This window comes from Streptomyces clavuligerus (assembly GCF_005519465.1).
GTDB classification, from domain to species: domain Bacteria; phylum Actinomycetota; class Actinomycetes; order Streptomycetales; family Streptomycetaceae; genus Streptomyces; species Streptomyces clavuligerus.
In genome coordinates, this window is the sequence record NZ_CP027858.1 from 2,439,140 (window position 1) to 2,452,782 (window position 13,643).

The following is a 13,643-nucleotide window of genomic DNA, read 5'->3' on the forward strand; positions in this document are numbered from 1 at the left end:
GGAGGGTGATATAGCTCATTCACCGGACTCGTGCTGTTCGAGCCGGGGGTGCGCGGTGTCGGTGCCGTGTGCCGTCCGCCCCCGCGCCGTCCGCTCCGGCGCCATGAGCACCCGCCGCGCCATGGGTACCCGCCGCGCCATGGGCACCCGCCGCGCGGCGAGTACCCACGCGCCGCGAACGCCCCGGGCGCCCGGAATGGCCGCGCGCCGCGTGGATCTCCGGCAGCGCCCCGTACGCCTTCCGCCGCCTCCGGAAACGCCGGATGCACCAGATGTGCCAGATGTGCCAGACAGCCGGACAGCCGGACAGCCGGACAGGACAGAACGGCGGATACACCGGAAACGCCGATGCCGCCGCTCGGGGGCGAGCGGCGGCATCGGGTACGGGCCTCAGGGGCGGAGGGAGGTCACTCCCACTCGATGGTCCCCGGCGGCTTGCTGGTCACGTCGAGGACGACGCGGTTGACGTCGCTGACCTCGTTGGTGATGCGGGTGGAGATCCGGGCGAGGACGTCGTACGGCATCCGGGTCCAGTCGGCGGTCATCGCGTCCTCGGAGGAGACCGGACGGAGCACGACGGGGTGGCCGTAGGTACGGCCGTCGCCCTGGACGCCGACGCTGCGGACGTCGGCGAGCAGCACCACGGGGCACTGCCAGATCTCGCGGTCGAGCCCGGCCGCCGTCAGCTCCTCGCGGGCGATGGCATCGGCCTCGCGCAGCAGGTCGAGCCGGTCGCGGGTGACCTCGCCGACGATCCGGATACCGAGGCCGGGGCCCGGGAAGGGCTGGCGCTGGACGATCTCGTCCGGCAGGCCCAGCTCCTGGCCGACCATGCGGACCTCGTCCTTGAAGAGCTGCCGCAGCGGCTCCACAAGCTGGAACTCAAGGTCCTCGGGGAGGCCGCCCACATTGTGGTGGGACTTGATGTTGGCGGTGCCGGTGCCGCCGCCGGACTCCACGACGTCGGGGTAGAGCGTGCCCTGGACGAGGAACGCGACCTCCTCGCCGTCGGCGCTGCCCTCGGCCACGATCTCGGCCTGGGCCTGCTCGAAGACGCGGATGAACTCGCGCCCGATGATCTTCCGCTTCTCCTCCGGGTCGCTGACCCCGGCGAGGGCGGCGAGGAAGCGCTCCTCGGCGTCGACGACCTTGAGCTGGACGCCCGTGGCGGCGACGAAGTCCTTCTCGACCTGCTCGGTCTCGCCCTTGCGCATCAGGCCGTGGTCGACGTAGACGCAGGTGAGCTGGGAGCCGATGGCCTTCTGGACCAGGGCGGCGGCCACGGCGGAGTCGACACCGCCGGAGAGCCCGCAGATCGCCCGCTTGGTGCCGACCTGGGCACGGATGGCGGTGACCTGCTCCTCGATGACGTTCCCCGTGGTCCAGGTCGGCTCGATGCCCGCGCCCCGGTAGAGGAAGTGCTCCAGGACCTGCTGGCCGTAGGTGGAGTGCATCACCTCGGGGTGGTGCTGCACGCCGTAGAGCTTCTTCTCGTCGTTCTCGAAGGCCGCGACCGGGACCAGGTCCGTGGAGGCGGTGACGGTGAAGCCCTCGGGCGCGGCGGAGCAGGCGTCGCCGTGGGACATCCACACCGGCTGCTCGGCCGGGGTGCCCTCGAACAGCGTCGAGCCGGTCTTGGAGACATGCAGCCCGGTACGGCCGTACTCGCGCGCACCGGTGTTGTCGACGGTGCCGCCGAGTGTCGTCGCCATCAGCTGGAAGCCGTAGCACATGCCGAAGACGGGGACACCGGCCTCGAAGAGGGCACGGTCGAGGCGGGGCGCGTTCTCGGCGTAGACGGAGGAGGGACCGCCGGAGAGGATGATCGCCTTGGGGTTCTTGGCGAGCATCTCGGCCACCGGCATGGTGGACGGGACGATCTCGCTGTAGACCCGGGCCTCACGGACGCGACGGGCGATGAGCTGGGCGTACTGCGCGCCGAAGTCGACAACGAGTACGACATCGGGCGCGGCAGCGGGAGACGCTGAGGACACTGGCGGCCTTCCGGCGGGGGGTTCGGTTCTTCCGATTCTACCGGGGCCGGAATGTGTCCCCTGTCTCATCATCCGGGCGGGACTTTGGTCCGGGACCGTCGGCCCGGCCATACTGGGGCCATGCGCGAGCAGCAGACCTTCGTCTTTACCTATGGCATCCGGCCCGTCCGGCTGCCATGGTCGTGCTGCTTGAGCCACTGACAAGCGACCATCCAGGCGCCCCGGGCCGACAAGGCCCGGGGCGTTTCGGCGTTCGCGGGCCGTGTCGCTCCGGGGCCCCGCCCCACAACCGCAGGAGCACCCGATGACCAGCCCGACCACGACCACGACCGCCCGCACCACCGCCACCGCCCGGACCACCGCCACTGCCCGGACCGGCACGAACACCCCCGTCACCGCCCGGACCGGCACCGGGACCGCCGCCGAGCGGACCGGGGCCCGTACCGAGGAGGCCGCCGCCCTGATCGCGGACGCCCGCGACCGCATCGACGCGCTCGACGACCGGATCATCGGCCTCGTCCAGGAGCGGATGGCCGTGTCGGCCGTGATCCAGGAGGCGCGGATCTCCTCCGGCGGACGCCGGGTGAACCTCGCCCGGGAGATGGAGGTGCTGGAGCACTTCCGCGACGCGCTCGGCAGGCCCGGGACCGCGCTGGCGATGACCGTGCTGGAGCTGTGCCGGGGACGCGTCTGACGCACATTCCGTACGGGCGTACGCGTGTCCCCCGCATCCGTATCGCAGGTGCTCCGGGCCCGCAACTCACCCGTACGGAGCGTGACCGCAGCCGACGCCCCTTCGTTGGTCCCGGTGTCCGTGTCAGCCAGAGGCGGACTTCGGAATGGAGATCACGCGCGGCTCCGCTGGAGCGTGTGACGCACCTCGTGCGTCGTGGGACCTCGCCCCAGCGCGTGTGACCGGTCGGCAGGGGACAGCAGCCCGGTCACTCCCAGCGGTCGGCCCCGGGGACGCCCGGGGCCGACCGTGCTCCGGCACCCCGGGCGTCCCCGCAGACAGCCATGTCATGGCGGACGGCGCCCAGGGACCGGTGGGACTCAGGAGAACGACCTTTCCCGCGCGGCGCGACCCCCCGGCGCCGCGACGCGGTACCGACGCGGCCCTGACGTCGGTACCGCCTCAAGGGCCCCGTGGACCGATGCCCACGGGGCCCTTGCCGCGCCGGAAACACCACAACCTCCCGCATTCCGCACCTCCTGAATCTCCTGAATGCCCTGAATCTTCCGTTTTTCCCGCCCCCCGGAACGCGGGACCGCACCGCCCCGGCGGAGCGTCCCGCCGCGCCCCGTCACCGGTCATCACCGCGCGGTGGGCAACCTTTGCGGTGGCGCACGGGTCAACGATGCGTATTCGGACTCCGCCGACTCCTCCCGGAGAGGGCAGGGCCCGCCGCCCGGGGCCGCGCCACAGTGGCCCCCCAACCCGCAGAGGGCTCATGCGTATACGCCGCACACTGGTGATCGCCGCAGCGACCGCCGTCATCAGCCCTGCGGCCCTCTGGGTCGCACCCGCCGCATCGGCGACACCCCCGGGGACGTCCCCCGCGCCGTCCACGGCGGAGAGCACCCCCGTCACCGGGGAGCCGGGCCCGCCGAAGGACGCCGGTGACACCAGGGGTCCCAGAGACCCCAAAGGTCCCGCAGGCGTCACAAACCCCCAGGACAGCACCAAGGACGGCGGTCCCAAGGACGGCCCCGAGGAAAAGGACAAGGACGCGGCGGGCAGGACCCCTTCGGGCCCTGTTCCGAGCAGCACGCCCGCCCAGCCGGACAGAAAGCCGCAGGACACCAAGGAGCGGCCCGGCACCGGTCCGCTGCCGCCGATCCCTCCGGGCACCATCGGCGCCGGCAGTCCCCACGGCGACGACGAAACCGGTGAGTCCTGTGCGACGCGCATCGAGGACAGCCCGCTCCTCCAGACCGAACTGCGGGGGCTGCCACGGAAGGTCGAGGCCGGTTCGGGCTGGGTCGAGTACACCTTCCGGCTGACCAACAAGGCCGACCGGGAACGCACCGGCATCCGCGTCTACACCGAGGCGTGGGGACCGGAACAGCCCGTCGGACGCGACATGGTCATCGACCACCAGTGGCTGGACCAGGGCACCTGGCGGAACGTCGACGTCGACCGCAGCACCTTCGGCGCGGCCGGGGCGCTGAAGCCGGGCCAGTCCGCCGAGGCGAAGCTGCGGCTGCGGGTGGACGCGACGAAGAAGCCCGGCACGGGCTCGGCGTTCAGCGGCGCCGGTTTCTCCGAGAAGATCGACGGCAAGCTGCACTGCGAGTCCGCCCGCGAAGGGCGTTACGCCTTCACCGTGGTCGCCCCGGACAAGGAGCCGGGCGGCAACGGCGGCTCCGGTACGGGCGGTTCCGGGCCGGGTGGCCCGACGTCGGGCGGCTCCGGCTCGGGCGGCTCGGGCGACGGAGCCACGACCGGCGGCGGTGCTGAGCAGCCCGGCGGCGGTCAGGGCCAGGGCGGTGCGGGAGCGGGTGACGGCAGGCCCGACCCGCAGGGCGGCCGGGACGAGACCCCGCTGGGCGGGAACCTCGCCGCGACCGGGTCGGACCGGACGCTGCCGGTCATCGCGGGCATCGGCGCGCTCGCCGTCGTCGCGGGCGCCGGGACCTTCCTCGCCGCGAGGCGCCGCCGGACCAGCCGGACCGCCTGAGGCCGGGCTGCCTGAGCCCCGGACCGCCTGGGGCCGGAAGACCGCCGCACCACCTGAGCCCTCCGGGGGGGGAGCAGCAGCCCGACGGCTGCCATCGGACGCGGACCGGTCGCCGCGACGGGGGTGCGGCGACCGGTCCGCCCCGGCCTCCCCGCCGGGTCCGGCGGCCTGAGGGAGGCCGACGGCCCGGCGGGGGCGACGGCCCGGCGGGGGCGACGGCGGCCCAGCGGGGGACGGCCCGGCGGGTGAGGTCTCACTCCGTGGGCGCCGCCACCGACTCCCCCGTCCCCCTCCGTCCGTCCCCAGTGGCCCTCGGCGGTACCACCGGCATCCCCAGGAACGGCAGCTTCAGCGCCCCGAACGCCTCCTCCGGCACCGCCGGGGACCTCGGTTCCACCGGGGCGACACGCTCATAGGGGGCTCCCTGCGGCGGCCGGGTGTCCCGCTCCCCCTTGTTGGGCCAGAGCGCCATCGCCCGTTCCGCCTGTGCGGTGATCGTCAACGAGGGGTTGACGCCCAGGTTGGCGCTGACCGCCGCCCCGTCCACCACCGAGATGCCCGGATATCCGTGGAGCCGGTGGTACGGGTCGATCACCCCGGTCGCCGCCGTGGCGCCGATCGGGCACCCGCCCAGGAAGTGCGCGGTGAGCGGGGTCCCCATCAGCTCCCCGAGGTTGGACCCGGCGAAACCGTTGATCTCCTCGGCCAGCAGCGAGGCCGCGCGGGTGGCCTCCGGGATCTGGCCCGGGTTGGGCGCGCCGTGCCCCTGCCGGGCCGCCAGCAGCCCCTTCCCCACCCCGTCCGGTTTGCGGTAGGTCGTCAGGGAGTTGTCCAGGGACTGCATCACCAGCCCGATGATGGTCCGCTCCGACCAGCGGTGCACGGAGAACGACCGCAGTGCGCGGACCGGATGCCGGGCCACCTGGACGAGCCAGCCCGTGACCCGCGCCCCGGGCCGATAGGGCACCTGGAGCACGGTCAGCCCGCCCATCGCGTTGGAGCCCCTGCCGTAGCGCACCGGCTCGATATGGGTGTTCTCGTCCGGATGGATCGAGGAGGTGATGGCGACCCCCCGGGTGAAGTCCACCCGGGGCGCCCCGTGCCGTCTGCGATAGCGCCGGTCGTCGGTCTGCGCGCCCACCAGCGCCTCGGAGTTGGTACGGGTCAGCTCGCCCAGCCGCCCGGAGACACGGGGCAGCAGCCCGGTGTCCTTCATCCGGTGCAGCAGCGTCTGCGTCCCATAGGTCCCGGCGGCGACCACGACCCGGGCGGCCGTGAAGGTCCGCCCCCGGCCCCTGCGCCGCCCGTCGCTGGGCAGGGTGCCGATGGCGAAGCCGCCCCGGGAGTTCTCGGTGAGGGTGACGGCGGTGGTCATGGGGTGGACGACCGCGCCCGCGCGCTGGGCGAGATGGAGGTAGTTCTCGTTGAGTGTGTTCTTGGCGCCGTGGCGGCAGCCCGTCATGCACTCGCCGCACTCGACACACGCCCGGCGGCTGGGCCCCGCGCCGCCGAAGTAGGGGTCGGGGACCTGGGCCCCGGGGGCGGCCACGGTGGAGCCGTCGGCGTCCTCCCCGTCGCCGAAGAAGACGCCCACCGGCGCCAGGTGAAAGGTGTCCCCGATCCCCATGGCCTCGGCCGTCGCCCTGAGATGGACGTCGGAGGGCGTCATCGTCGGGTTGAGCCGTACGCCGAGCATCCGCCGCGCCTGCTCGTAGTACGGCTTCAGCTCCGTCTGCCAGTCGGTGATGTCCCGCCACTGGGGGTCACGGAAGAACGCCGGGGGCGGTACGTACAGGGTGTTGGCGTAGTTGAGCGAACCGCCGCCCACCCCCGCGCCCGCCAGCACCATCACCGTGCCGAGGAAGTGGATGCGCTGGATGCCGAAGAGCCCGAGCGCCGGCGCCCAGAGGAAGTTCCGCAGATCCCAGGAGTTGCGCGGCAGACTCTCACGGGTGAAACGGCGCCCCGCCTCCAGCACCCCGACGCGGTACCCCTTCTCGGTGAGCCGCAGCGCCGAGACCGCGCCGCCGAAGCCCGACCCGATGACGATCACGTCATAGTCGTAGCCGTAGTCGTACGCGTGGTCGTGGCCGGGGCCGGGTCCGCCCCCCGCTCCGGGCTCGGCCTCGGACAGGTCAGCAGGGGGAATCTCGGACATCGCTCTCCTCAGCACAGGACGCACGGGAACGGCAACACGAGTCCAACGACAACAGCGGAACGGAAACGGAACGGACCGGAAACGGAACGGACGAGCGGCGCAGCGGACGGCGGGTCAGCGCAGCCCCAGCACCTTCATCACCTTCAGGGAGCGGCTCATCAGCGCCGCGTACGCCTCGTCGTCCATACCGAACGAGGGCGCGAGCGGAATCAGCCGCTGCTGGGCGACCGTCTGTGCCTCCGTGTACTTGAGGATGCCCTCGGAGCCGTGCCGCCGCCCGAGACCGGAGTCCTTCATCCCGCCCATCGGGGCGCCGACACTGCCGTACGCGGCGGCGTACGCCTCGTTGATGTTGACGGTTCCGGCGCGCAGCCGGGCCGCGACGGACCGGGCCCTCCTGCCGTCGCGCGACCAGACAGCGGCGTTCAGCCCGTACGCGGTGGCGTTGGCGCGTTCGACCGCGTCGTCCTCGTCGGTGAAGCGGTAGACCGAGACCACCGGCCCGAAGGTCTCCTCGGTGCAGACGGCCATCGGCGGCTCGACGCCTTCCAGGATGGTCGGTTCGTAGAAGAGCGGGCCGATGTCGGGGCGGGCCACCCCGCCCGCGACGACGGTGGCTCCCTTGGCCACGGCCTCGTCCACATGGCGGATGACGGTCTCCAGCTGGCGCCGCCCGGCGAGGGAGCCCATCTCCGCCCCGTACGCGAGGGAGCCGCCGAGGCGCATCGCCCGCACCCGCTCGGCGAACCGGGCGACGAAGCGGTCGGCGATCGACTCATGGACGTAGAGCCGCTCGGTGGATATGCAGAGCTGCCCGGCGGAGGCGAAGCAGGAACGGACGGCTCCGGCGGCGGCCCGTTCGATGTCGGCGTCGTGCAGGACCAGCATGGGGTTCTTGCCGCCCAGTTCGAGCGAGACCCCGACCAGACGGGCCGCAGCGCCCTTCGCGACCTCGCGGCCGGTGCGGGTGGAGCCGGTGAACGAGACATAGTCGGCGTGCCGGACGACCTCGGGGCCCACCACCGGCCCCTCGCCCAGGACGACCTGGAAGACCCCGGCCGGGAGCCCGGCCTCGATCAGCAGGTCGCGGGCCCACAGCGCGGTCAGCGCGGTCTCGGTGTCGGGCTTCATGACGACGGCGTTGCCTGCGGCGAACGCGGGCAGCGCGTCCGCCACGGACAGCTCCAGCGGATAGTTCCAGGGGGCTATCTGCCCTATGACGCCGCGCGGATGGCGCAGCTCGGTGGCCCTGGTGAGCCCGGGGACGACGCCCGCGTGGCGGCGGGGGCGCAGATAGGCGGGGGCCCTGCGGCCGTAGTGCCGGGCCGCCAGGGCGACGGACTGCACCTCCTCATGGGCGTGCAGGCGGGCCTTCCCGGTCTCCAACTGGATGAGGTCCAGCACCTCGGCCTGACGCTCCAGCAGCAGATCGTGGAAGCGCAGCAGTACGGCGGCGCGGGTGCGGACGGGGACGGCGGCCCAGACGGGCTGGGCGGCGCGGGCGTGCTCGTAGGCGTCGGCGACGTCCTCCGGGGTCGACTCGGGCAGGTCCGCCAGCTTCTCCTCGGTGAGGGGCGTGTGGTTGGCGGTTCTGCCGGAGCCGACGACGTCCCGGGTGAGCTGGGCCACCACCTCCGGAGTGACCACGTCGGCGGCGGTGCGCGCACCGGCCGGGGCGGTGGCTGCGGGGTTGGTGCCCAGGGGGCCAGCGGGGGCCTTCACGTCCGTCATGGAGCCGAGCGTATGCGGCGTCCGAAACTTTGGGTACCCGCCGGTAATGGCTTTCGGCCGGGCCGGCGGGGACCGGCGCGGACCGGCCGTTCCAGCGGGTCCGGGGCCAGCCGGCGGGGCGGCGGGACCGGTCCGGCCTGGCGGTGTCAGTCCGACGGGCCCGGCGGGCGCCAGCTCTGCGTCATGGTCTGGAACTGTGCGCGGACGGTGCTCCACCGGTCCGCCGGGCCGTCCAGGTAGAAGGCGTACTCGACGCCCTCGTCGTCGTAGTACATCTGGTCGATGGCCCGGCGCGGCCCGGGGAACGGCTTCTTCTCCGTCCACGCGAACTCCCACCGCGCCGACTTGGGCTGGTCCCGGTAGACCGTGGGGCCGAGCGACAGCCGCCGGTAGTCGGGGAGGCTCTTCGACAGCAGCTTCTCCAGGTCCAGCAGATGCTCGTACGGGGTCTCGAAGTCGGGCGAGCGGTCGATGCCGATCCGCAGCCGGTGGCTGCGGTCGGCCGGGGAGTAGTCGATCTGCTGGCCGACCATCCGCCGGGTCCACCCCTGCGGTACGAGGAGACTGAAGCCCGCCGGGTCCTGGACCCGGCGCCAGCCCGCTGGGACGCCGCCCGTGCCGCCGCTCGCCCGGTCGCCCGGCCCGTCGCCGCCGTCCGCCTCGCCCTGCCCCTGGTTCCGGCCCTTGCCTCCGGCCTTGTCCCCGGTGCCGTCGGCGCCCCCGTCCGAGGGTGCTGTGCCCTGGGTCCGCTCCCCCGCGCCCGGGCCGCCGGCGCCCTGGCCGGAGCCGCCGTCCCCGTCCTGTAGATACACATAGCCGACGCCGAGGCCGACAAGCGTCGCCAGGACCACGGCGACCGCCGCGATCACCCGGCCGAGTCCTCCGCTCCGGCGCGGCGGGGGCACGGCGGCGGGCGGAGCCACCGGGGTCCCCCCGCCCACCAGGGTCACGGAACGGGTGGTGTCCCGGGACACCGGTGCCCCGCCGGGCACCAGCGTCACGGTGTCCGGAAGCACGGAGAGATCCGGCGACCTGCCCTCCGTGACCGCCCGGAACATCTCCTCGGCCTGTGCCGCCGAGGGCCGCGCCGCCGGGTCCTTGCTCAGCAGCGCCATGATCACGGGCGTGAGCGGCCCCGAGTGCTCCGGCGGCTTCGGCTCCTCGGTCACCACGGCCTGCATGGTCGTCACCGGGGACTGCCGCCGGAACGGCGATACGCCCTCCATCGCCGTGTAGAGCGTGGCGCCGAGCGACCAGAGGTCGGACGCCGGTCCCGGATCGCCGCCCTTTACCCGCTCCGGGGCCAGATAGTCGATGGAGCCCACGATCTCACCGGTACGGGTGATGGTCGCGTCGCCCTCGATGGCGGCGATCCCGAAGTCGGTTATCAGGGTCCCGCCGTCCTCGGCGAGCAGGATGTTCGCGGGTTTGACGTCCCGGTGGAGCACCCCGGCCCGGTGCGCGGCGTTCAGTCCGCGCAGCACCTGGAGCCCTATCCGGGCGGCGTCGGCCACCGGGACGCGCCCGGACTCCTTGGCGGCGTCGGCGAGCGAACGGCCGTCGACGAACTGCATGACGATCCAGGGCCGGTCGTCGTGGACGAGCACATCGTGGACGGTGACCACACAGGGGTGGCTGATCCGCGCCGCCGCCCGGGCCTCGTTCCGGGTCCGGACGTGCAGGATTCTCCGGTCCGCTTCGGAGGCGTACATACCGGCCGTCAGTTCCTTGATGGCGACGGCCCTGTTCAGCATCTCGTCCTCGGCCCGCCACACGCGGCCCATGCCGCCCCGGCCGATGCTCTCGCCCAGCCGGTACCGCCCGGCGAGCAGTTGACCGGTCCCCGTGCGCTGTGAGTTCTCCACGTACCTATCCCGCCCCAGTCCCCTCGGTGCCCCCAGGTTACGGAACGGGATCTCCGTCCCCCACACCGCCACGGCCGTACGGGGCCGACGAGTTGCCGGTGGACGGCCGATGACAGGGGATCAGCCGGTCGTCCGATAGGTGTCGGCGGCGGCCCGGTACGCCTCCGTCACCTCGTCGCGCCGCTCATCGGGGCCGATCACCTGGACGACGTGGTAGCGGCCGTCGAGCACCAGCACCAGATTGCGGACGAAGATCTGCCGGTCGGTCGCGTCCTGCCAGGAGAACTGGCCCTCGGCCATGACACGGCGGCCCACCTGAATCCGGCGCAGCCCGCTCGCCTCCGCCCAGGAGGACTCCCGGTAGGGCTGGAGTTCGCGCTGGGTGTCCCGCTGGTACACCAGCGGATCGCCGCCGCCCTCCTGGGCGCTGTCCCGGCCGGGGACGACGATCAGGGTGAAGTCGCCGTTGCTGTAGCGGATCTGACCGCTGTCGTTGATGGGGCGGCGCTGCCAGGAGGAGTCCACGGCGACCCGGAACCCCTCGGGGTCCTCCCGCAGGGCGAACCCGGCGGGGAGGTCCCCGGCCGGCGCGGCGGTCTGCTGCTCGGAGCCGGAGGTGCGGGACGGAGCGGCGGACGGCCGCGTCTCCCGGGACGGCGGGGGGTCGTTCTCCGGCTCGCCGGCGGGCGCGGCGGCGGTGCGGTCCGCGCCGGTGGGACGGGTGTCGCCCGCGCCCCGGGGCTCGGGCACGCTCTCCTGACCGGCCTTCGGCAGGACGAGGACGGCGTACGCGACGGCCCCCGCCATCAGGGTGAGGACGAGCAGCAGCAGGGTGCGGCCGAGGGCCCGGGGCGCACGCTCCTTGGCCTTCTTGTGGCGGTGGCGGCCGTGGACCACTTCGGCGGAGCCGGAACGCCGCTTGCGCACCAGCTCGCCCCGGCGGCGCACGACGGGGAGCCGGCTGCCCCCTTCGGCGGCGGGCGGCGGCACGGGGACGACGGCCGCCCCGGCCTCCGGCTCGGGTGCCGAGCGCACCAGCGACCGCAGCCAGCCGCTCAGCTCCTCGACGTCGGGGCGTTCGGCGGGGTCCTGGCGGAGCAGGGACTCGACCACGGGGCGGAGCGGTCCGCACTCCTCGGCGAAGGCGGGGGGCTCGGAGCGGACCAGCTCCACCAGTTCGGCCCCGTTCTCCTCCGGGTAGGGGGCGTGGCCCTGGACGGAGCGGTAGAGCAGCGCGCCCAGGGCCCACAGGTCGGTTGCGGGGCCGACGGGGGTGTCGAGCCGCCCGTGCTCAGGGGCGGGACCGGCCTGTTCGGGGGCCCAGCGCTCGGTGACGGCGCCGACGACGGCGATCCGGGCCTGCCGGGCGCGCTCGGCGGCCAGCGGGGTCGCGGGGCCCCGGTACGGGGATGCCGCCACCCCGCCCGTGTCCTCCGTGTACTCGGTGCCCTCCGTGCCCTCGGAGGCATCGCCGGGCAGGGACCCGGAGGCGTCCCGCGAACGGTCGCCGCCGGGGAGCGGGGCGTTCGCGGACGGCCCGCGCCGGACGCCGTAGGGGTCGCTGTCACGGTTCGGGTGGGGGTCGCTGCCCCAGGCGGGGACCGGGGGCGGTGGTCCGTCCGCAGGCCCGAAACCGGCGGGCAGCGGCAGGGGGCCGCCGCCGGGGGCGGCAGGCGGGCGGAAGCCGGTCCCCTCCGGCCCGGCGGGCCGCTGTCCGGGGAACGGCGGACGGGAGTCCTCCGGGCCGGGGGACGGGGCGTCCCACCAGCTCCCGGCCAGCCGCGCGGAACCGGAGCCGCCGAAGCCGCCCCACCCCTGCGCGGGAACGCCCGTGGCGTCCGTGTCGTCGTCGAAGACGACACCGCCGAGCGTGCCGCCCGCACCGACGGCACCGACGCCCCTGATATCGCCGGTGTCACCGGCGCCGCCGACCGTGCCGTCCCGGCCGTCCGCCCGGGGCGCGGGGGGCGGTGTGGGCTCGCCGGGCCGCCGCGCCCACCAGTCGGGGTCCCCGCCGGTCTGCACGGGACCGCCGGTACGTTCCTCCGCACCGGCGCGGGCCCCGGCACGGGCACCGGCGCGGTACGCGGCTATCGCCCCCGACCGGGCCGCCCGAGTGTCCGGCGCCCCGGGGCCGCTCCCCCGGTCCCCGTAGGGGCGCACCGGCGTGCGGCCACCCCCGGCACGAGCGGTGCCACCGGTCTCGTCGGTGCCGTCGGTCTCGTCGTCAGAACTGCCGCCGTCGCCGGAAGCCTCCGCGTACTCGGCGTACTCCGCGTGCCCGTCGTACGCGTCGTATGCCTCGTATCCGGCTTCGCCGTACACGGAGTCCTCGCCGTACACGGAGTCCTCGGGGTACGCGGGACCTTCGGCGTACTCGGCGTATCCCTCGTCGTCATCGTCCCCGCCCAACCCGGGTGCGTACGGCTGCCCGCCGTCCCCGTCGTCGTGGAACAGCTCCCCGTCCAGCCCCTCGGGGGTCTCCAGCGGTACGGGCGCGTAGCCGCACAGGGCCTCCTCGGCCGCGCCCTCGGCCAGCCCGGTGAGCACGGTCCGGCCGTCCTCGCAGACCAGGACCGTACGGGCGGTGATGTTGCGATGGGTCCAGCCATGGGCGTGCACCACCCGCAGGGCGGTGAGCACATCGGCGGCCACCTCGGCGGCCCGGTAGGGGGTGAGCGGTCGCTCGGCCAGCAGGGCGGCGAGCGGGCGGGCGGCGACGCGCTCGCTGACTATCCACAGCGAACCGGCCTCCGCGAAGACGTCGAAGACCTGGTCCAGACGGGGGTGGTCCGGGACGGCCGCCGCGGCCCGGGCGGCCTCGACGGCCCGCAGCACGGCCGGATCGGTGGGGCTGCGGACCGTCCGCCCCTGGGCCCTCGCGACGGGACCGGCGGGACCGGTTCCGTCGAGGAACTCGGCCTCGACGACCTCCGGCAGGGGCACTTGGCGGACCAGGACCTCCTGGCCGCTGTAGGTGTCGAACGCCCGGGTCTCGACCAGTTCGTACGCGTCGGCCGGGGGCGGGGGCAGACGGTAGCGGTCGGCGAGCACCCTTCCCGCGTAGTCGTGCACGTCGCCTCCCCTCGCCCCGGCCGCCCGTCCACCGACCGTCCGTCCATGAACCGTCCGTCCACCGGCGGGCGCGGTACGGCCCCCGTCCGGCACCAGCAGAGCGGGAAGCCGTCCGATGCGTCAATTCCGGCCGTTCGTA

At 74.0% G+C, this 13,643-nt stretch carries 7 protein-coding genes; 2 read left to right on the plus strand and 5 right to left on the minus strand.

The genetic code is table 11. The features are described from left to right. Positions 1-407 precede the first annotated feature (407 nt). On the minus strand, positions 408-1,994 hold the full coding sequence (guaA, locus tag CRV15_RS09900; protein WP_003957130.1) for a glutamine-hydrolyzing GMP synthase: 1,587 nt from the start codon (positions 1,992-1,994) through the stop codon (positions 408-410). 304 nt (positions 1,995-2,298) lie between these two features. Between guaA and CRV15_RS09905 the strand changes: the two genes are divergently transcribed. Next, positions 2,299-2,688, plus strand: coding sequence for a chorismate mutase (locus tag CRV15_RS09905; protein ID WP_009997333.1), 390 nt, complete (start codon positions 2,299-2,301; stop codon positions 2,686-2,688). Between the two features lie 757 nt (positions 2,689-3,445). Further along, the gene (locus CRV15_RS09910) at positions 3,446-4,675 is read left to right on the plus strand and encodes an LAETG motif-containing sortase-dependent surface protein (protein WP_009997332.1); all 1,230 of its coding nucleotides are present in this window, start codon (positions 3,446-3,448) and stop codon (positions 4,673-4,675) included. A gap of 253 nt (positions 4,676-4,928) precedes the next feature. On the opposite strand, the gene CRV15_RS09915 is transcribed toward CRV15_RS09910, so the two are convergent. From CRV15_RS09915 to CRV15_RS09930, 4 genes are all read right to left on the minus strand, one after another. After that, positions 4,929-6,833, minus strand: coding sequence for a GMC family oxidoreductase (locus CRV15_RS09915; RefSeq protein WP_003961537.1), 1,905 nt, complete (start codon positions 6,831-6,833; stop codon positions 4,929-4,931). A gap of 114 nt (positions 6,834-6,947) precedes the next feature. Beyond that, complete coding sequence (locus CRV15_RS09920; RefSeq protein ID WP_003957126.1) at positions 6,948-8,564, minus strand: succinic semialdehyde dehydrogenase; 1,617 nt, start codon at positions 8,562-8,564, stop codon at positions 6,948-6,950. A 146-nt stretch (positions 8,565-8,710) separates the two neighbouring features. Next, entirely contained in the window at positions 8,711-10,429 is a 1,719-nt protein-coding gene (locus CRV15_RS09925; protein ID WP_009997330.1) for a serine/threonine-protein kinase, read from the minus strand. Positions 10,430-10,549: 120 nt separating this feature from the next. After that, positions 10,550-13,504 carry a protein kinase gene (locus CRV15_RS09930; protein ID WP_003961535.1) on the minus strand — a complete coding sequence of 985 codons (2,955 nt, stop codon included), beginning with the start codon at positions 13,502-13,504 and terminating at the stop codon, positions 10,550-10,552. Between the last annotated feature and the right edge of the window lie 139 nt (positions 13,505-13,643).

What these genes read in the sequence shown, in the direction of transcription:
- CRV15_RS09905 (WP_009997333.1), top strand. Translation starts at nt 2,299, where the DNA reads ATGACCAGCCCGACCACGACCACGACCGCCCGCACCACCGCCACCGCC.
- CRV15_RS09915 (WP_003961537.1), bottom strand. Translation starts at nt 6,833, where the DNA reads ATGTCCGAGATTCCCCCTGCTGACCTGTCCGAGGCCGAGCCCGGAGCG.
- CRV15_RS09920 (WP_003957126.1), bottom strand. Translation starts at nt 8,564, where the DNA reads ATGACGGACGTGAAGGCCCCCGCTGGCCCCCTGGGCACCAACCCCGCA.
- CRV15_RS09910 (WP_009997332.1), top strand. Translation starts at nt 3,446, where the DNA reads ATGCGTATACGCCGCACACTGGTGATCGCCGCAGCGACCGCCGTCATC.